General features: G+C 47.7%; 14 protein-coding genes. 11 read left to right on the top strand and 3 right to left on the bottom strand.

Going from position 1 to position 19910, the window contains the following annotated elements; translation table 11 throughout:
* The first annotated feature begins 88 nt into the window (after positions 1-88).
* From LKI20_RS07305 to LKI20_RS07290, 4 genes are all read left to right on the top strand, one after another.
* Positions 89-1804, top strand: a complete 1716-nt coding sequence (locus tag LKI20_RS07305; protein ID WP_291772227.1) for a serine hydrolase domain-containing protein — start codon at positions 89-91, stop codon at positions 1802-1804.
* 230 nt (positions 1805-2034) lie between these two features.
* Complete coding sequence (locus LKI20_RS07300) at positions 2035-3243, top strand: pyridoxal phosphate-dependent aminotransferase (RefSeq protein WP_291772224.1); 1209 nt, start codon at positions 2035-2037, stop codon at positions 3241-3243.
* Between the two features lie 173 nt (positions 3244-3416).
* The gene (locus tag LKI20_RS07295; RefSeq protein WP_291772222.1) at positions 3417-3914 is read left to right on the top strand and encodes an Lrp/AsnC family transcriptional regulator; all 498 of its coding nucleotides are present in this window, start codon (positions 3417-3419) and stop codon (positions 3912-3914) included.
* A 76-nt stretch (positions 3915-3990) separates the two neighbouring features.
* Entirely contained in the window at positions 3991-4992 is a 1002-nt protein-coding gene (locus LKI20_RS07290) for a PPK2 family polyphosphate kinase (RefSeq protein ID WP_291772219.1), read from the top strand.
* Between the two features lie 192 nt (positions 4993-5184).
* Here the strand turns inward: LKI20_RS07290 and LKI20_RS07285 are convergent, their stop codons facing one another.
* The gene (locus tag LKI20_RS07285) at positions 5185-7029 is read right to left on the bottom strand and encodes a glycoside hydrolase family 13 protein (RefSeq protein WP_291772216.1); all 1845 of its coding nucleotides are present in this window, start codon (positions 7027-7029) and stop codon (positions 5185-5187) included.
* A 240-nt stretch (positions 7030-7269) separates the two neighbouring features.
* Between LKI20_RS07285 and LKI20_RS07280 the strand changes: the two genes are divergently transcribed.
* The 5 genes from LKI20_RS07280 to LKI20_RS07260 all read left to right on the top strand — a co-directional run bounded on the left by LKI20_RS07280 (position 7270) and on the right by LKI20_RS07260 (position 15699).
* Positions 7270-8304 (top strand): LacI family DNA-binding transcriptional regulator, encoded by a 1035-nt coding sequence (locus LKI20_RS07280; protein WP_291773437.1) that lies wholly within the window; start codon positions 7270-7272, stop codon positions 8302-8304.
* Between the two features lie 148 nt (positions 8305-8452).
* Entirely contained in the window at positions 8453-11062 is a 2610-nt protein-coding gene (locus LKI20_RS07275; RefSeq protein ID WP_434734912.1) for a DEAD/DEAH box helicase, read from the top strand.
* A 245-nt stretch (positions 11063-11307) separates the two neighbouring features.
* Positions 11308-12726 (top strand): replication-associated recombination protein A, encoded by a 1419-nt coding sequence (locus tag LKI20_RS07270; protein WP_291772214.1) that lies wholly within the window; start codon positions 11308-11310, stop codon positions 12724-12726.
* Between the two features lie 177 nt (positions 12727-12903).
* Positions 12904-14502 (top strand): xylulokinase, encoded by a 1599-nt coding sequence (locus LKI20_RS07265; RefSeq protein WP_291772211.1) that lies wholly within the window; start codon positions 12904-12906, stop codon positions 14500-14502.
* 135 nt (positions 14503-14637) lie between these two features.
* Positions 14638-15699 (top strand): DMT family transporter, encoded by a 1062-nt coding sequence (locus LKI20_RS07260; protein WP_291772208.1) that lies wholly within the window; start codon positions 14638-14640, stop codon positions 15697-15699.
* Between the two features lie 99 nt (positions 15700-15798).
* Here LKI20_RS07260 and LKI20_RS07255 read toward each other — a convergent pair whose 3' ends face one another.
* Positions 15799-16104: a YhbY family RNA-binding protein gene (locus LKI20_RS07255; protein ID WP_291772205.1), complete on the bottom strand. Its 306-nt coding sequence runs from the start codon at positions 16102-16104 to the stop codon at positions 15799-15801.
* Positions 16105-16189: 85 nt separating this feature from the next.
* Positions 16190-17575 carry an exonuclease domain-containing protein gene (locus LKI20_RS07250; protein WP_291772202.1) on the bottom strand — a complete coding sequence of 462 codons (1386 nt, stop codon included), beginning with the start codon at positions 17573-17575 and terminating at the stop codon, positions 16190-16192.
* A 260-nt stretch (positions 17576-17835) separates the two neighbouring features.
* Between LKI20_RS07250 and LKI20_RS07245 the strand changes: the two genes are divergently transcribed.
* Together LKI20_RS07245 and LKI20_RS07240 are read left to right on the top strand one after the other, a co-directional pair.
* On the top strand, positions 17836-18465 hold the full coding sequence (locus LKI20_RS07245; RefSeq protein WP_291772199.1) for an ECF transporter S component: 630 nt from the start codon (positions 17836-17838) through the stop codon (positions 18463-18465).
* 220 nt (positions 18466-18685) lie between these two features.
* On the top strand, positions 18686-19738 hold the full coding sequence (locus LKI20_RS07240) for a LacI family DNA-binding transcriptional regulator (protein WP_291772196.1): 1053 nt from the start codon (positions 18686-18688) through the stop codon (positions 19736-19738).
* Positions 19739-19910: the final 172 nt, after the last annotated feature.

Raw genomic sequence — 19910 nt, 5'->3', positions numbered from 1 at the left:
TTCTGCTCGGTGCAATAGTGCCAGTAGTTTTTCACAGTTGCGAAGCGTAAAGCCTTCCTGACCAACTAGATTCAGTTAAGGAGTAGCGATGGGGTGGATAGCTGTTGATCATTCGGTAGAGTCATATAGCAGTGATGCCACCAAAATGCATCAACAATTGCAGAAGGCACTCAATCAAGAGGCTCTCGCTGAACTTCGACATATAATGTCGAGTTTACTGAGTGAACAAAAAGCTCCTGCTTATGCAATAGGAATTTTTGATACTCAAGGGATGCTTCTCTCCTGGGGTGATGCTGCAGCAGGTAGCGTCCCGAGAGCTCTAAACGAACGTTCAGTGTTCCGAATCGCTTCTATGTCTAAAAGCTTCACTGCAGCGGCAGTGTTGAGACTGGCAGAACAAGGTGCGCTGAATCTTCATGCTCCCGTGCGAGACTACCTGCCTCGTATGCGGATTCTTGACACTTTGACGAGCAGCGGCTTAACTGGTGCGTCCACTGAGATAACCGTTCATCATCTGTTGTCGATGTCATCGGGGCTCGTAGAAGATGACGCATGGGCAGATCGACAGGAGTCGATGTCTCGCAACGCTTTTCTGACTTTGTTGGGCACTGGGATACGTCCGGCATATGCTCCTGGCAGGCACTATGCTTACTCAAATCTCGGATATGCCATTCTGGGAGAGCTCGTTCACACAGTCTCGGGCATATCGCTTCCTGAATACGTCAGTAGATACTTCTTGATTCCACTGGCTTTGACAGATACGAGCTATGACTGGCGACGGGTAAATCCTGACAACTTGCAACCTGGTTATCATCGGCATCACCAGCAATCGGGACAAGGTGCCTACTGGGTGAAGGAAGAGTTTACTGAACCAGGCGCCTTTTCAGCGATTGGCGGGGTGTTGAGTTCTGTTCGCGATGTGTCGAAATGGTGTCGCTATTTGGAAGCATCGAATTTGTCGGAGAATCTGGCATACACAGCTAGTGGTGAGCCTTCGGGCACAGTGCTTTCACCATCAATGAGAAGCCTGATGCAACAGGGGCATACTCCAATTCCACCAGTGCTTCGGTGTGGAGACAGTGCTGGGCACGCCGTACGCACAGCTTCGAGCATTGAGTCATATGGCTATGGACTGATAGTCGAACACGACGTTGATTATGGTGATATTGCCTATCATTCCGGCGGTTACCCCGGCTATGGTTCACATATGCGTTGGCATCTTGATTCTGGTTTGGGTGTAGTGGTGTTGGCCAATGGTCGATATGCCGAGCCGGGTATACAAGCCGGTAGCGCGCTGCGAATGGTGTTGTCTTTATCTGAAAGTGTAGGCAGGCGTGTCGCATTGTGGCCGGAGACATGGCATGCGGTTAATGAAGTCAATGGTGCATTGGAGTTTCTTGCGACTACATCACATTGTGGTGACGCGTTATGTCCCACAGATATCAGCACGCTAGCTTCAGCATGTCAACAGGCCTTAATACCTACCACAGGATTGTGGTCTTCAAATGTTGTGTTGGATGCCACTCTTGAAAGTAGAGCAAGGGTGTTAGCTCAGGAGATTGGGTTCACAGGACTTCCTAAGTTGTTTGCGGATGGAAATCTGCATATCCACAACTGTCACTCATATTCGCCTGCCTCGTTTTCTTGGACTGTAGATTGCACTCATGGTTTGTTGCGTTGTGAGGTTTCTTTGATTGGCATTAATGAACAGTCAACAGTTCAGACTGTTTCCTTCTCGCATGTCTCCACTGTGCACGCAGGCACAGTAGTCGAGCGGTCTGCGACAAGTAGAGCTATGAGATGAAGGTAATTTCAAGACCAACATGACTGGTGTGCAACACAGCGACGGTGTATGCGGTGTTGGGTGCCCCGTGTTGGTCTGTATCGTGCTGAATGCTCAAGCGTGCGTGATAGCGGAATTCATGGTAAAAAAATCAAAAAATACTGAGAGTTTCGACAAAATTTACGTGAATGTTCGATATATGATGTAAATTCTTCGCATATACTTCATTCGATTATATATGTGGAGGGACCATGACTTTTCAGCTAGCGCATACGAGGTTGTCGCATACGGCGATGCAAACACCTCGTTCCGGCATTCGTGATGTTTTTGATGAAGCAGGAAAAATTGCGGATGTGATTTCATTAGCAATTGGTGAACCTAGTGATACGGCATCTGATGTGGTCGCACAAGCAGGCGAAAATGCTATTGAAATTGGGGATACCCATTACACAGATGTCCTCGGGAGCGACGATTTTCGTGAAGTTGCAGCTGATTATGAGCGTATGGCGAGAGATTTGGTATACGATCCCAAGACCGAAGTTTGTGCGGTTCCAGGAGCAACATATGGTTTGTTCCTGAGCATGAGAGTATTACTCGACCCAGGTGATGAAGTCATTGTGTGTACGCCCGCTTTCCCCGCTTATGATGCTCAGGTGCTCCTTTGTGGAGCGAAACCAGTGCATGTACAGCTCAAACCAGAGCATCAGATGCACTACGCTGCCCAAGATATAGAAGCTGCGATAACTCCCCGCACACGAGCCATCGTGATTAATTCGCCTGGGAATCCTACCGGCGCTGTGACTTCTTATGATGAATTAGCACAGATTGCCCAGGTGTGTGTGGCTCATAACCTGTGGGCTATCTCTGATGAGGTATATCACCCATTCGTCTATGACAGTTCAATTCGTGTGGCTCCTAGTATTGCTGCTGTTCCTGGTATGCATGATCGCACTGTAGTAGTTGAAAGCATGTCCAAATCTTTCGGCATGACTGGTTGGAGAATTGGTTATCTGCTTGCACCACAAGACTTTATAGAACGGGCTTCGGAGATTGCTGAATCATTGCATTCATCGGTGAATACCCCAGCCTTACGTGCTGCAACCCAAGCGTTGTTGCATCCGCAGCAAGATATTGCTGCACGGCGAGAAGGCAGTTTTGAGAAGCGATCGTTGGTTTTACATGCGCTGCAAGGTTCCCAGATGCTAAAACCGATGAAACCAGAAGGAGCCTTATATGTTCTCGTTGATATCAGTGCAACAGGTTTGAGTGATGTTGAGTTTAGTAGTCGTCTGCTGCATGAGTCTCATGTAGCCGTCGTGCCGGGGGAGGCTTTTTCAGATACGACTCAACGTTTCGTCAGGGTGTCCTATGCGGGTGATGGTGAGTCAATTGCGGAAGGTGTTTCGAGAATGAGCGAATTTGCCGACAATATGTCTCGAACTAGCTATGTGGCACGGTAACTCTGATTGCGAGATGGTGCGTGAAGCTATCGTTGAGTGATACCACTGCTCACAGCGGTTGGGCAATTACCTGTCTTGGTCTAATATCGGCGACACTGCGGTTTTCATGGCGGTTTTGACAGCAATAGCGTCGAATTCATCTCTCCGTATTGTTGTTGGGTAGCATGGGTGTCATGGATGATGGAAAGACTGTGGCTGGAAAACAGCGCGAACTTGATCAATTGGATCAACGGATACTTAACGCTCTAGTTGATGATGGCCACATCACGCTTTCGCAGTTATCGCAATCAATAGGGCTGTCTGTTTCAGCCGTACAATCGCGGATTCAGAAAATGGAACGACTTGGCGTGGTTCAACAGTATAGGGCCATTGTTGACTATGAGAAGGTCGGATTGGCTATTGCTGCTTATATAGCTGTTACTCCGCTTGATTATTCAGAAGAAGACTCGATTCCTACGAAGCTCAGAGGAATCAATGGCATTGTTTCCTGTTATTCTGTCGCAGGCTCTCCAAGCTTCATGCTGTTCGTCAGGGTTGCATCGCCAAGGGCATTAGAGAATCTGTTGACACTGATTCATCAGACTGTTCCGGTTTCGACACAAACGACAATCGTGCTTCAGGCATATTTTGAAGGGGAAGAACCTGAGATTGGTAGCGGTGACTCATTGTAGTGCGCATGAATAGTGCATAAATATTGACCTTGGTACTATTTGCGCTGCCTAATATAAGGTCTAGGGGGCAAATTATATGGCAAAACTCACTGAGAATAGAGCCTCGAGTGAAATACGAACTCATCAAATTTTGCATGCAGTAAATAGACAAGAGCATCATGCTACCCATAGCGATATAACACTCAAAGATACAGATGATATTGGTTCCACAATCGAACGATCACAAGAACTAAGTTCAATTTGGGACGCTGATCCAAGTGATTTATTGCGTTTCAACTCAAGTGTGCAATTGGCAGAAATGGACCAATCAGCTACACCAGGGTTTCCGGGCAAGAAGGCAGACGGTAAGCGTTTTATTTCCTTGAGTTCCGATGAGATCATGAGTTTGCAACATCTGTTGTATGCCAATGGTGCCGTGGGTTCAAAACGCAGACTCTTGCTGATCCTTCAAGGTATGGACGCTTCCGGCAAGGGTGGAATCGTGCAACATGTGTTCAGCCAAGTGAACCCTATGGGGATTCACTATCATGGTTTTGGCGCTCCAACTCCACAAGAGTTGCAGCATGACTTTTTATGGAGAGTCAGGCGCGAATTGCCAAAGCCTGGATGGATGACAGTGTTCGATCGTTCGCAATATGAGGATATCGTAATGCCGCGCATTTATGACACCTACCCGCCGTCAGTATGGCGCGGCAGATACAGTATCATCCGCGATTTTGAGCGGCATCTGGTTGATGATGGCTGTGCAGTTATCAAAGTCTTTCTTGCTACCAGCAAAGAAGCGCAGCGAAAGCGTTTTATTAAGCGTCTTAATGATCCAACAAAGCACTGGAAATTTGCAGAAAGTGATTTGGACGCTAGGGAACGTTGGCCTGAATATATGGATGCCTGGCAGGAAGTTTTTCAGGAAACATCAACGGATGTTGCACCCTGGTATGTGGTTCCGGCAGATAAGCGCTGGTACTCGCGTGCTGTAGTTTCGCAAATGTTGCGGTCCACGCTGCAAGGCATGCAGCTGCAGTGGCCGAAAGCTACTTTCGACCTTGATGAGGCTCGCCAGAGGTTGGCTTCTGAGTGAAAAATTGCATTGTTGAAGACTTCAGGCGTTCAATAACCATATGATTTACGTTTGTGTAGGGATACCAAAGTAGATAACCCTCGGATATCGGGCCAAAAGACTGCAATAACGCCATTCTAAAAATGACGTGTGGCACAGATACTCTTGGTCTCAGTAAAAATCCCTACACAAACGTTTTTGACTGCTGTGATGCTATCTCAACATCATCCAAACGGAAGTATCTTGCGGAAGTTGACCGTCATGTAGTGGTGCTGAGGAGAGCAGAAGCTCTCCATCAGGCAGCGCAATATCGTGATCGCTAAAGTTGGTGATATTTGCCCAACCATTTGCTCTACGGTATGCGATTGCTCCGCCAACTTGCCCATCGGCACCATCGCGTTCATTGGAAGATTGATCAATATCCTCAAGCCATGTCACAGTAGCATCCGAGATCTGATGATTATGTCTCAGTTCAAGCGCTGTGCGGTATAAGGACAGCATCGAATGTTCATCTGATTCTTCGCGATCTACGGCATACTGAGCGAACCAGTCAGGTTGCGGTAAGTGAGGTTCTGCGCTTGTTGTGACACCATCTGTGCGCATTTTTGGTGAAAAACCAAATGAACCTGCACCACTGCGTTCATCAATATGTCCGAAATGTGAAATGCCTTGGACAGCCGGCACCTCAGCATCGAGGATAGGGGAGTCTTCAGCAATCCATGGCAGTGGAACTCTGCATCCATCGCGACCCTTGACCATGCCTGTGCGTGATGTCCCTTGGGCTTCTGGATCTTCCAAGGCATCCCAAGGTAGATCTGGGACCTCTGGCAAACCAAGTTCTTCACCCTGATAAATATAAGTCGATCCGGGCAACGCAAGCTCAAGGAGTATAGCTGCCCTTGCCCTACGATTACCAAGCTCTCGATCTTCGAAATATGAACCACCATTGCGAAGAATCCAATCTGCTGCGAGACGGTGATGCTGGCGAGCAGGGACCTGTGGCAAACCATATCTAGAGGCATGACGTGGCACATCGTGGTTACTCATTACCCAAGTAGAGGTTGAGCCTGAGCGCTCGGCTTGTGCAATACCATCCTCAATAGCCTCATGGAGCTCATCGCGAACCCAGTTTTTCTTGGCAAATTCGAAATTGAATATCTGCCCAAGTTCATCGGGGCTTGAATACAAGTGCTGACGCTGTGGATTTACCCAAGCTTCAGCTACGGCAAATCGTGGCGGATTATATTCATTAAACACTTTGCGCCAGGAGCGGTATATATTGTGTACTTCGTCTCGATCATAGAGTGGATGACTTCCATCACTTGGGAGTGTGTCGTTATTAATACTCCACTGATCGAGGTCATCTCTGTCTAGATCTTTCGCTAATCCGTGAGCTACATCGATGCGGAAACCATCGGCGCCATGATCGCTCCAGAAGCGCAAAGTCTTGAGGAAGTCCTCTCGGATTTCGGGATTATCCCAATTGAAATCAGGCTGCTCTTTGGCGAACATATGCAGATACCATTGTCCGTCAGAAACCCTTGTCCAAGCAGGAGCGCCAAAACTGCTGATCCACTGGGTCGGTGGCAGTTCGCCGTGTTCACCGCGGCCGTTGCGGAAGATATATCGATTTCGTGCAGGTGATCCTGGTTCCGCTTGTAATGCTTCTTGAAACCAAGGGTGCTGATCGGAAGAATGATTCGGCACGATGTCTACAACGATTTTGATGCCCTGCTGATGAGCTGTGTTTGCAAGTTCATCAAAATCATCCATAGATCCGAGTTTGGGATCAACATTACGATAGTCAGCTACGTCGTAACCGCCATCGGCAAGCTCTGAGGGATAAAACGGTGAGAGCCATATAGCATCAACGCCGAGCTGTTTAAGATACCCAATTTTGCTGGTGATGCCTGCGATGTCACCGAGCCCAGAGCCTGTGGTGTCTTTAAAGGAGCGAGGATAAATTTGATATACCACAGCCTGTTTCCACCACGCGTCAGACAGTGGGGATGTTGCGGTGTTAATTTGTGATGTGTTGGTTGTGGTTGATGTCTCCATCGCGTTCTCCTCATTGACAACTATTAGGTGTGCTCAGCCTGCTGTTAAGCAGAATTTTCTTGCGTCAAGAAGAATAATAGCGCTTGCACAGAATAATGCAATTAAGTGCGTTAATGATTGATTTTTCAATGAATTTACATGTAAATGCGCTTGCAGAATTTTCACAAGTTATGATGAGTATGGCAATGTGAGCTGAGGATGGTTCATGTCATATGAGTTAAGGAGAAAACAGTGGCGAGAATGACCATACACGATGTCGCCATTGAAGCAGGGGTTTCCGACTCAACAGTGTCAAGAGCATTGCGAGGACTAAATCGTGTTGATCCAGGTACCAGAACTCGCGTAGAAGAAGCTGCACAGCGTTTGCACTTCACTTTTTCACGCAGTGCTTCATCACTAGCTTCTGGAAGAACCATGCGAGTAACAATGCTCTTTGCTGGGCCTGTGAACTCATGGTTCAATGCTTCGGTTATGCAAGGTGCTTATGAGGCTTTAGCACCCGCTGGATATGACATCGTACCGTTAATCACACCAGACCAGCAGTCTCAAGACCGGTATTTTGAGCTATTGCCGGGCAATAGGAATGCGGATGCTCTCATTGTGACATCCTTTGATCTAGATAAAGAGAAGCTTGAACTTCTTGAAGGTCTGACGATTCCTACAATAGGGCTCGATTCACGTACGCACGATGGGTACGATGCCTCGGTGCGCCTTGATGAACGCCAAGCAATGAAAGAAGCTGTGCAGCTACTGCGCTCGCTTGGGCATCGCCGCTTAGCTTATGTGGGGCAACCATCTGACCTTGAATTCGCGTTCAGTGTGAAGTTGAGATCGAAGTCATTTCTAGATTCGTCAAAAGAGTGTGGGTATGGCTCTCAGGACATACTGATGTTGGAGGCAGAAGCACAGCAGGGCGAATATTCTATCGATGCCGCAGTGTCGTCTGTATTGGCAGATTTATTGGCACAAGTTCAACGACCGACAGCAGTTTGCGTTGAAACAGATGATTTCGCGGTGGCTTTAATAGCACGGCTTCGCAAATTTGGTATCAGAGTGCCTGAGGACATGACAGTTATCGGTTTTGACGACAGCAGAATTGCTCCGGTCGCGGATTTGACGACCATCCACCAAGACCCTGTTCATATGGCAAGAATGGCAGGGAAACAAGCCATACAGCTCATGAATCATCTGAGAATGGAACAACCTCATGCGTTGGTGGGCACCAGACTAATTTTGCGAGGTACCTCTGGCCCTGCTCCTCAATCAACACAGTGAGCATGAGTGTCAATGGTGTAGAGGATACACTGCAAGAGAAGGTTGTTGAACATCACACCATCTCTACTATGGTGTGAGGCTGATCGCGCTGTTTAGAGCATGCTTTGTCTAGAGTGCCAGCGACAGCACAGAAATGGAGTCTGCCGGATTGAGTGACGAACATCGTAGCGATAATGATGCATTAGAGAAGCAAGAGAGCCTTTCCTTGTCTCAGTTGCTTCCTGATATTGGGCATGAAGCAAGAAACCTGAATGCTGACGATATTTATGAGCGCTTTTTCAGATGGGTGGAATCTCGTGGTATTACCCCGTGGCCTCATCAAGAGGATGCCATGCTTAGCTTATTGTCCGGAGACCATGTGGTGCTCAATACGCCTACCGGTTCGGGTAAATCCTTAGTTGCATTAGGGATGCATTTCGCAGCTTTGTGTACTGGGAGAGTGTCGTATTACACGGCGCCGATTAAGGCTTTGGTCAGTGAAAAATTCTTCGATTTGATGAAGATTTTTGGCAGAGATAACGTCGGCATGATTACGGGCGATACTCATATCAACACCGATGCGCCGATTATTTGTTGTACGGCTGAGATTTTAGCAAACCAGGCACTTCGTGAAGGAGAGCGAGCAGAGGTCTCCTGTGTTGCCATGGATGAGTTCCATTACTACGGTGATCCAGAACGAGGGTGGGCTTGGCAGGTACCACTGTTGACATTGCCTAGAACACAGTTCCTGCTCATGTCGGCAACCCTAGGTGATGTTAGCAATATTGCTAGCTCTTTGGAGAAGAGTACTGGCAGTGCTGTTGATGTCATTGCTGATGCGCCGCGACCAGTACCCCTGAGTTATGAGTATGTGGAGACTGCTCTGCCCGCAACAGTGGAATTATTAATACGTCAAGAAAACGCACCAATTTATATTGTCCACTTTGCCCAAGATGCAGCATTAGAGACGGCGCAGGCACTGTCGAATAGTGGGATATCGGATAAGCAGCAACGAGAACGCATCAAGGAAGCTATGGTGGGTACTCGATTCACTACAGCTTTTGGACGAATCTTGCAGCGCCTACTACGCACTGGTGTTGGGGTTCACCATGCGGGAATGCTTCCCAGATATCGTCGCTTGGTTGAGCAGCTAGCCCAACAGGGTCTATTGCCTGTTATATGTGGTACTGACACCTTAGGGGTGGGAATTAATGTACCAATTCACACGGTGGTACTCACTGGGCTCACTAAATATGATGGTCATCGTATGAGGCGGTTAAAATCCCGCGAGTTTCATCAAATCGCTGGTCGAGCAGGGCGGATGGGATTTGACACTCATGGGTTGGTGATTGCGCAAGCACCGGAGTACGAGATTGAGAATGCCAAAGCTGTGGCAAAAGCTGGCAATGATCCGAAAAAACTCAAACGTGTCAAGCGCAAGAAGGCTCCTGACGGTTTTGTGACATGGAATAATGCAACATTTGACAAGCTCATTCACTCTGAGCCCGAGACCTTAGTTCCCCACCTGAATATCACTCATTCTATGGTTCTCAGTGAAGTAGTGCAGGGAGGAGACGCACGTAGCAGGATCAATGAATTAATTGATGATTCACAGCAGACTCCATCGCAGAAAGAGCACCTGCATGAGCGAGCTGATGAAATATTTACGACCTTGCTTGATAGCGAGGTAATTGATGCAGATAAGCTTCGTGATGGGTCCATGGAATATTTCATGAATATCGAAATTCCAGATGATTTTGCTTTGGATCAGCCGCTGTCACCATTTCTGTTGGCAGCCTTGGAGCTACTTGATGAGCAATCGTCAAACTATGCGCTTGATGTAATTTCGATGGTTGAAGCGACTTTGGATGATCCAAGACAGGTTTTGAGAGCGCAGGAACGCCAAGCAAAAGATGCGGCAGTGTCTGAAATGAAGGCTGACGGCATCGAATATGAAGAACGCATGGAAAGACTTGCTGATATCACATACCCGAAGCCTCTGGAGGAGATGCTTGATGCTGCCTTCACGCAGTATCGAGCTGATGTTCCCTGGGCGAATGACTTCTGGCTGAGCCCTAAATCAGTGGTGAGAGACATGGTAGAAACTGCTTCAGATTTCACAGGATATATCGCTAGATATGGAATCTCGCGTTCTGAAGGAACGCTGCTACGTTATCTTTCCGATGCCTATCGTGCGCTGAGCCGTACTGTCCCACAAGATAAACGTGATGAACAGTTGGACGATATTATTTCCTGGTTGCGTCTTCTAGTACGTTCTGTAGATTCCAGTCTTGTTGACGAATGGGAATCGGCAGGTAGTGAAGATATCAATAGTCAAGCTCTGCACACGGCGCCACCACAGCAACGTGATGTGCTCGCTGATCCTCGAGGTATGGAGTTGCTCATTCGTAATGCCATGTTCCGCCGAGTTCAACTGATTGCCTTCGATAAGCCAGAGCAACTCGGTGACCTTGACGGAGATTGGGGTTACCCAGTGCATCGCTGGGAGGAAGCTCTTGATGACCTGTATGACGCACATGAGGCGATAAACACCGATGCTGCTGCAAGAGGTAAAGAGTTCATTGTTATAGACCGCTCGGATGAGCGAAGAGAACATATGTGGCGAGTGCGGCAGATTCTCGACGATATTGAAGGTGACCACGATTGGGGAATTGCTGGAACAGTTGATTTGGATGCAACGCAGAATTCTGGAGAAGTAGTATTCCTTACATATCGTGTCGGTGCAATAGAAGATCTTCTCGATGAAGAGCACGAGTAGATTTCTTCTCAGTGCAGCGTACTGAGTTATGTATCGCATATCATGCACCTACGCACAATGTTGCGTGCAGTGGTGATGTCATGCGTGCTGTGGAGATGTTTTTTGGCTTGAAATAGCTATCAGAGTGAACTACAGCGCTATTGATATAATTAGAACGGATGTTCGAGCGCAGCTGGTGGCTATTCGTGCTAGCTCAGTTATGACGTTGATAGGCATAAGGTACGGGAGTACTTGCGGGAGGTTTTATGGTTGATGATCTGTTTGGTATGGCTGATGTGCCGGACGAACACACCTTACCGCTGGCTGTCAGGATGCGCCCTACTTCCTTGGATGAGGTCTTAGGCCAATCAAAGATATTAAGCGAAGGATCGCCTCTGCGTCGGCTTGCCTCTGCAACATCGCGCCGCTCCCTTACAGCGCCGAGTTCTGTTATTTTGTTCGGACCTCCAGGGGTAGGAAAAACCACGCTGGCGTATATCGTTGCTAGACAGTCCGGTAGAGAATTCGAAGAGCTGTCCGCTGTTACTTCCGGAGTGAAAGATGTACGCGACGTACTGCGACGAGCTCATGACCGATTGGTTACTGAAGGCAAAGAGACAGTACTCTTTATCGACGAAGTACATCGCTTCTCAAAATCTCAGCAAGATGCTTTATTGCCCAGCGTTGAGAACCGCGATGTGACATTTATCGCGGCAACCACTGAAAATCCAAGTTTCTCTGTAATCTCGCCACTGCTATCGCGATCAGTTGTCGTCAAACTTGAGGCACTTGAGGTTGAGGATTTGCAGCTGTTAATAGAGCGGGCCTTACATGACAAGCGAGGTCTTGCTGATGAGGTTAAGGCAGATGATGCTTCAATTGATGAAATCATTCGTTTAGCAGGTGGAGATGCACGTAAATCGTTGACAATACTCGAAGCAGCAGCTGGTGCTGTGACGGGCGACAGTAAGAGAAAAAAGGGTGCTCGTAAACCTGTTATCACACCCGATGTTGTCTCTAAAGTAATGGATATAGCTACGGTGCGTTATGACCGCAAAGGTGACGATCATTATGACGTGGCCAGCGCATTCATTAAGTCCATGCGCGGTTCAGACGTTGATGCAGCCTTACATTATTTAGCTCGTATGCTGCGAGCGGGGGAGGACCCTCGATTTATTGCGAGACGCATTATTATTGCCTCTTGTGAGGAAGTGGGCATGGCAGCACCACAGATACTGCAAACTACTGTTGCAGCAGCACAAGCTGTGGCCATGGTAGGCATGCCCGAGGCAAGAATTATTTTGTCCGAAGCAGTGATCGCTGTAGCTACTGCCCCTAAATCAAATGCTAGTTATATGGCAATCAACCAAGCCCTAGCCGATGTTGATGCAGGAAGAATCGGGCAGGTTCCGCTGCATTTGCGAAATGCCCCGACTGCATTGATGAAATCGTGGGGTAACCATGAAGGATATCAATATGCACATGATTCGCCAGGTGCTGTTGCCTCACAGCAATACATGCCTGATGAGCTGGTCGGACAACAATACTACAATCCCAATGACCGTGGGTATGAGCATGAAATTGGACCAAGACTAGAAAGAATTCGAGAGATATTGCACTCATCTCAGACAGACGGCAGCAACACGGATGGCGATAACGGTAGTAATCATCACAGCACACGGTAATAATGTCGCCGGTGGTGGTGATACCAACAATCAGAATTAGTCCTTATCCAGCAAACAAGCGCCATTCCACTATCGTTTGGTGTCGTTGGCACGGGCAGAGATGCTCAGATTAGACCATTGTGGCGGCTCTCTGTAGCGAGAATACTTGTGATAACAGGCCAATACTAGAATGACATCATGGCTTATATAGCAACTTTTGATGTGGGGACTACGGCGGTTAAAGCGGTATTGGTGTCGTTGGATGTAGATGTAACCACATATAAGCGCGAACCGTTATCTGCACAGATTGATGGCGTGGTGTCATCCGTGAGTGTGACCTTGCCGGCCGCTGATCATGAGATGGGGCATCACGAGCAGAACCCGGACGACTGGTGGCGCTGTTTTCTTGAGGCATGGCGAACAGTGTTACACGAAGCTGGTTCTCATGTGAGCGCTCAAGAGGTGGTAGGTATCATTTTGAGCGGTCAGATGCAAGATGTGATTGTTCTAGATGCTCAAGGTAAACCGTTGCGCCAGGCAATGTTGTATTCCGATGGTCGCGCTGCTCATGAAGCAGCCACTCTTGAAGAACGATACGGCTCACAACGCTTTCTTGACATTGTTGGCAATCGTTGTGAAGGTTCATTGCCATTACCGAAACTCATGTGGATACAGCAGCATGAAGCAGAGATTTACTCGAATATCGCGCATGTATTATTTGATGCCAAAGATTATATTATTAGTCGCTTGACCGGCAAGTTTGTGGGTGATGTTACCGCTTGTTCTACTGTTGGCGCGATGAATATCCACACTCGAGCGTGGGAAGATTCCCTGATAGCCACAGCTGGTATCGATATAGCCTTATTTCCACACTTGCATGTGCCGTCAGATGTTGTTGGCAACGTTAGTCAGGAAGTTGCGCTGAGTAGTGCGTTTATATCAGGAACGCCGGTATATGCAGGAATTGGCGATGCTGGAGCAACTACTTTGGCGAGCGGTGTTGCACGATCTGGACAATACAACATTAATATTGGTACCTCAGGTTGGATTGCAGGTATTTCAAATGAAGCAATAACAGATCAACCTGGTGTAGCGAATCTGGCGTGTACCACTCCAAGTGGCTTTATTAACGGTGTTCCTTTTCTCAATGCAGGCGGAATACACGGATGGGCAACACGGGTATTCGCCGCTGCAGTTCAATCTCCACATAACTCGTCGAATAGAGCAACGCAACAAGAGTACAAGAGGATGTCGCATCTGCTAGCGGATAGCGAGCCAGGTAGTCACGGGGTGCTGTGCTTACCGTATTTCGTAGGTGAACGCTTTCCCGTGATGAATGCAGATATTAGAGGAGCGTTTGTAGGCATAGGGATGGAAAGCAATGCATCAGATCTTGCCAGAGCATGTCTTGAAGGCGTGGCATTTTCGCTCCGGCAAGGTATGGAGCGCTTTGAAAGTGTAGCTGATGAAATCACATTAATTGGGGGAGGTGCCCGTGAACGCGTCTGGTGTCAAATTATTGCAGACGTATTAGGTCATCGTATTGAAGTGTTTGATAATGCCGAAACTATGCCCGCGGTGGCTTTGGCTTATATTGTGCTGTGGTCGCACCGACAGCACAATGAGGTTCAGACGGTTGAGCTGTTATCCGATGCGAGTATTGACCGTATGATGCAATCATTGCGTGCTCAAACGCATAGCGTGATGGTTGAAGTTGACACACAGAACGTGCAAGTTTATGACCGTGCGTATGAACGTTTCTGCAAACTATATCCAGCAGTGAGTAGTATGCAGTAATGCACCAGAGATCTTGAATGGGATGAAGAAACTGACTTCGTTTTGCAACGTCAAGCTATTGGTAGTGAAACAATATATGAGTCCATTGCACTATTCATTGGATCATGTGTTACAGATGGGGGAGGATGCTGCATAATGTCTTCAGCTTTTGTGGTGACGCTGGTACCTATGATTCTGGGTGTGGCAATTGGTTTCGGCTTACCAATGCAGACAGCAATCAATTCTCAACTACGGTCCTTGTTACGTTCCCCGTTTAAAGCATCTCTAGTTTCCTTTGCGGTTGGAACTGCAGCCTTGTGGATCATCGTTGCTCTTGGCGAGGGAGATGCTGGTCTGCCTGCCGGCTTCGTAGAATCAGAGCCTTGGTGGATTTGGCTTGGTGGGGTTTTAGGAGTGGTATTCCTTACCGGTAATATTCTGATGTTTCCAAAACTGGGTGCGGTACAAACAGTGGTGATGCCTATATTGGGGCAAATAATCGCCAGCAATGCTATTGATATGGGTGGCTGGTTTGGTCTGCCGGTACATCATATGACCATGATGCGTGCATTCGGAATAGTGCTTGCTGTCGTTGGAATTGTCTTAGCGGTAGTGATACCTGATATATATTCAGCCAGAAGTCGCGCCGAATCTTCAACTCGATCTACTCATGTTTCAGGACGTCCACTGTGGCAGTGCATTGGCATACTGCTTGGTGCTCTCAGCGCAGGGCAGACAGCAATTAATGGACATTTAGGCAGCGAACTGGGATCTGCTACACATGCGGCGTTTATTTCTTTTGCTATAGGACTACTGCTATTAGTACTTATTGTCATCGCTCAGGAGAGCTTCTCGGGCGCTCGCAGCCATGCGGCATCTCACGGTTCAAGAGCATCAGCATCTGCATCTGCATCAGCAGAAAATAAGGACTCAGGTGTGTTGTCGTTGTCTCAACGCGTATCAGCATTAGTAAGTAGCCCCTTGTGGTTCTGGGTAGGTGGCTTACTGGGTGCTGCATTTGTTTTCGGTAATTCCTACCTAGCACCTGTTCTTGGCACAGGTCTTACCGTGGTAATAGTGCTACTCGGACAGATTTGCGGTGGTTTAGCGGTCGATCAGTTTGGACTGTTGCGCGCTCACAAACGCAGAGTGACGGCACTGCAGATGATTGGTGTGGCAGTACTGCTGACAGGGGTTATCATAATACGAATGTTTTAGTAGCATCTCTTGCCGGTTATCCGGAGAGCCGATGCCAGCAGTAGTGGGTGTATTTTCTGCACCACAAACATCGTTGTTTATGCTACAGAAAATACGTTTCTATTCGCGCACCAGCTTGATTTTTGTGACCTGTTCATCGTGAGTCTCACGATAGATAACGCATCTATTGCCGATCACTTGGACTACTTCGGCATTGAGACGGCTTGCCAGCTGTGTTGCGGCTTCTTTGGAAGTTAGACCGGAACCATCTAGTACTGAGCATTTGACCAGTTCGTGTTTTTCCAGCGTTTCATCAGCCTGTTGATAAGCAGCATCTGACAAATCATGCTTGCCAACAATGATGAGTGGGTTCAAATGATTTGCTAACGCACGCAGCTGCTTAATCTGCTTTTTGCTCAGTGCCATAAGATTGATGATTCGCTTTCCTGTGTGGCACCGCGGTGCCATTGATTGATTCCGTTACCAGCATACTGGTATGACGCAGAGCTGTTTACATATTCTGATAATCGTATGTATGTATCTGCGCAGAAATATCGATACCATTGCTAATCGCATCTTCCAGCCATTGCTCATCAACAATAGGAATATGATATGACCGTGCTTTGCGTGCTTTCGTTGATTCAGAATCAGGATCGGCAGCAACTAATACATGAGTTTTCTTGGTGACTGCGGCTTGAGGTGTTAATCCAATCGCGCGCAACATCTCTTCCCATTCACTACGCTTCCTGCGCATACTTCCTGTCAACGCCAAATAATCTCCTTGCACAAGCGTGAATTGTTGATATGAGGGCAACACATGTGGGCGGTGCGTAGGATGAATGGTTACTTTGGTAATTGGCTGGTTGGTTCCGCTGTCTGCAATGGCTTGGTTAATGATGTCTTGAGAGATTGACAAAACGTTCCCGATAGAGGTGAGCGTCTGACGTTCAGATTTCTTAGGTACGCCTTCTTCCCATATGGCTTGAGCTCTCGATTGAAAGTACTCTTCGTGTAAGTTCTTACAGTGGTTAAGGGAGAGCTCTAAATGATGTGCTAGCTCAACAAGAGCGAATTTGTCATGTACCGATAGCTGCGCGTTGATTAGCGAAGCGTTGAGCAGATTCATATACTCAGCTTCATTATTCGCGTCGTCAGGGAATATCGTTGTTGTGGGATGTTGTTGAGCCAGTAGCTCACAGAGATTATATTCGCTGAGGCTACGCGGGGCATGAGTTGGTGATTGATTATGTATGGAGAATGATTCACTAGTTGGCGGTGGAGATCTGAGATGGCTTATTCTCGGAACCCACTGCTGCTTTTTTTCAAGAATCTCAGGCCAATCATGTGCTGCGGCTCCACTCATCATGGATGACCAACCGAGCCAATGAGGGTCTTCTGCCATAAATATATTTAACAGCTCTGCCGTGGCATGAGCATCACTCAAAGCGCTGTGGGCATCGGCATTGTCAATGCCACACAGTGCGCAACACTTTGCCAATCCACCGACTCCTAGAATTTTTCGGGCCAGTTTCAGCGTGCAAATAGTATTGGAATCGTCAACAGGGATGTCATAACCGAGCCTGGCATATTCTTGGCGGAGGAATGACGAATCAAACGCGGCATTATGTGCAACGAATACTCTATGTTTCAGTAGACTTCCTAAATGTCTGGCGATGCCTGAGAATTCAGGAGCTTCCATCAATTCAGCAGCATTGATGTGATGCAAAGCTTGTAATCCAAGATCACGTTGCACATGAATCAAAGTTTCTGTCTCATCTTCAAGCGTGCCGTCAGGAGCAACGTGAACAATCCCAACTTCAATAGCACGATCTCCTCTTGCAGCACTTAATCCTGTGGTCTCGAAATCTAGGACTGCAAAACCCCTGCAAATGCTCATAGGTACCATTATGGCCCAAACCATGTTCACAGTTCTCGAAAGTGAGGATTAACACAGAGCTGTCCAGCGTTTGTTTTAGCTTATGTTCTGCAAGACACGGGAGCTGGAAAGCTGAGAGGGAGACGACAAGTCTCCGACCGTTGAACGTGACACGGCTAGTATCGTCGAACGAAGTCAATGCCTATCTTGGTATTCCTCTTTCTCGTGATATCCCGCCCTGCGCTTTGACATAGGCGTAGAGCACCTATCTGAGGAGAGCAATGTCTGCACAACAACACGTCACTACGACGCTGAACAAGCCTGATTATCACTGGAGGCCAATTGATATCACCATCGCATCAGTTATTGCAGTTGCATCTGGATTAGTGTTTTGGGTTTTCGATTTGGTGGTTACCGCACCGTCGGCTCTGCTGTCGGGAGTGCTTCCCGGTCTGGAAGGTATTCTGAGCGGATTCTGGTATTTCGCCGGTGTAATTGCAGCGTTGATTATTCGCAAACCCGGAGCTGCGCTATACACCGAACTCGTGGCAGCTGTTTTAGAGATGTTGCTGGGGAATCAGTGGGGATTCAGCGGCACAATCGTCGCAGGGCTGGTGCAAGGAGCCTTTACTGAACTGGCCTTTCTTATATTGCTGTATAAGCGTTGGAATATCTGGTCTGCTATTTTTGCTGGGGTACTCACGGGACTTGCAGGGTCGGTGTTTTCCTTCTTGACTACCTACGCTGGTGTGCATATTACCGGAGGCTTTGCTTTGACGAATATCATTGCTAATTGCATTTCTGGTGCACTAATTTCCGGTGCTTTAATGTGGCTTTTGTATCTGGGTATTGCTCGGACCGGTGCATTAGGAAGATTCGCATCGGGGCGTACTGTTACAGGTACTGTGTGATCGTTAGGCATGGAATTACAATCTGACTTCGGTCAGGGATTGATTGGCTTGATTCTTCAGCAGATTTTGTAGCGTAACAGCATACAGAGCCGACAGTCGCCTTAGGGTAATCAGCGATCAGCAAGTTGCATAGTGCAATAATGCTATATTATCGCTCAAGAACTTGGATCTTTGGCATACGTGTAATCTTATGCTGCAAAGTATGGCGGAAGAGGCATAGATGGTCGGTGTGCGCGATGTTGCAAAATCTGCGGGAGTTTCAGTTGGAACCGTTTCTTCGGTATTAAATAATTCTGTCTGGGTTTCAGACGAGATTCGCTCGAAGGTTGAACGAGCTATGAAGGAATTAGGGTACGTTCCTAATGAGTTAGCGCGTAATCTTTTCAGGAATCGTACTGATTTAGTAGGCGTTATTGTGCCGACAATTGCTCATCCTTTCTTTGCCGAGCTGGTGGAGCATTTAGAAAATCATCTTTCTCAACATGGCCTGCGGGTGATGTTGTGCTCTACCAATACCCAGCAAAGGGGTGAGCAAGAGTATGTCGAGATGCTTCGCAGACATATGATGGATTGCATTATTATGTGTGCCCACACGATTCATCCAAGTTCGTATTGGGAGTCCATTGGTAGACCCATTGTTGCTGTGGACAGAAACCTCGGGGGAGCGATTCCAAATATTGGGTCAGACCATGTACAAGGTGGACGCTTTGTAGCTAATGCACTCATCAAATCGGGTGCCACTCATGTCGTTCAAGTTGGAGCCTCTGCAGACCAGTTACACGATTTAGAAGACTTGCAATCGGGGATGAGTCGCATAGCCTCTTTCCCCTCACTAGCGCACCATGTTGAGCTTATTCGGCTCCTCACAGAACATGACATAGCTGTGGAAACAACCGTTTTTACAGATATGTCTCACAACGGAGATCTTGACACCGCAGCAGACGCAATATTTGAGCAATTTCCAGATGTTGATGCCATTGTTGCTCCTGATACGGAGGCGGCTGTTTGCCTACGTAGGGCATTGGCTGCGGGCATGCGTGTGCCGCAAGATTTGCAAATTATCGCATACGACGGCAGTTCTATACTTCGTGCCGCTGGAATGGATATTACTGCAGTTGTTCAAGATTTTGATCAGATTGCTAAGCGTACCGTCGATAGAGTGCTCAAAGAGATTGAATCAGAACATGCACCCGAGCAAAACAATGTGAACAATCCTGATGTAGGTACTGAACTTGTTCCTGTGAGTTTTATGCAAGGTCTGACCACTAGATAATCCTAAGTTGTTTACGCTATCTCTTGGCTATAACGCTTCGAATGAGATGAATCTCATCAATGTTAGGGGCAGTGGCAGCTGGGCGAGAAGTTTGGCTTTGTTGTAATCATTCACACCGACGGTCTAACTCGTAGTACCGCTTATCGCTGCACATTATGGGATTAGCAGTTAT

Origin of the sequence: Bifidobacterium sp. (genome assembly GCF_022647885.1) — a bacterium.
In the GTDB taxonomy this organism is placed as follows: Bacteria; Actinomycetota; Actinomycetes; order Actinomycetales; family Bifidobacteriaceae; genus Bombiscardovia.
This window is presented reverse-complemented; position numbering and strand designations above follow the sequence as displayed.

Excerpts from the sequence above, each read along its gene's own strand:
- LKI20_RS07255 (WP_291772205.1), bottom strand. The coding sequence starts at position 16,104 with ATGGCACTGAGCAAAAAGCAGATTAAGCAGCTGCGTGCGTTAGCAAAT.
- LKI20_RS07300 (WP_291772224.1), top strand. The coding sequence starts at position 2,035 with ATGACTTTTCAGCTAGCGCATACGAGGTTGTCGCATACGGCGATGCAA.
- LKI20_RS07305 (WP_291772227.1), top strand. The coding sequence starts at position 89 with ATGGGGTGGATAGCTGTTGATCATTCGGTAGAGTCATATAGCAGTGAT.
- LKI20_RS07260 (WP_291772208.1), top strand. The coding sequence starts at position 14,638 with ATGTCTTCAGCTTTTGTGGTGACGCTGGTACCTATGATTCTGGGTGTG.
- LKI20_RS07285 (WP_291772216.1), bottom strand. The coding sequence starts at position 7,029 with ATGGAGACATCAACCACAACCAACACATCACAAATTAACACCGCAACA.
- LKI20_RS07270 (WP_291772214.1), top strand. The coding sequence starts at position 11,308 with ATGGTTGATGATCTGTTTGGTATGGCTGATGTGCCGGACGAACACACC.
- LKI20_RS07240 (WP_291772196.1), top strand. The coding sequence starts at position 18,686 with ATGGTCGGTGTGCGCGATGTTGCAAAATCTGCGGGAGTTTCAGTTGGA.
- LKI20_RS07295 (WP_291772222.1), top strand. The coding sequence starts at position 3,417 with ATGGATGATGGAAAGACTGTGGCTGGAAAACAGCGCGAACTTGATCAA.
- LKI20_RS07250 (WP_291772202.1), bottom strand. The coding sequence starts at position 17,575 with ATGAGCATTTGCAGGGGTTTTGCAGTCCTAGATTTCGAGACCACAGGA.
- LKI20_RS07245 (WP_291772199.1), top strand. The coding sequence starts at position 17,836 with ATGTCTGCACAACAACACGTCACTACGACGCTGAACAAGCCTGATTAT.
- LKI20_RS07280 (WP_291773437.1), top strand. The coding sequence starts at position 7,270 with ATGACCATACACGATGTCGCCATTGAAGCAGGGGTTTCCGACTCAACA.
- LKI20_RS07265 (WP_291772211.1), top strand. The coding sequence starts at position 12,904 with ATGGCTTATATAGCAACTTTTGATGTGGGGACTACGGCGGTTAAAGCG.
- LKI20_RS07290 (WP_291772219.1), top strand. The coding sequence starts at position 3,991 with ATGGCAAAACTCACTGAGAATAGAGCCTCGAGTGAAATACGAACTCAT.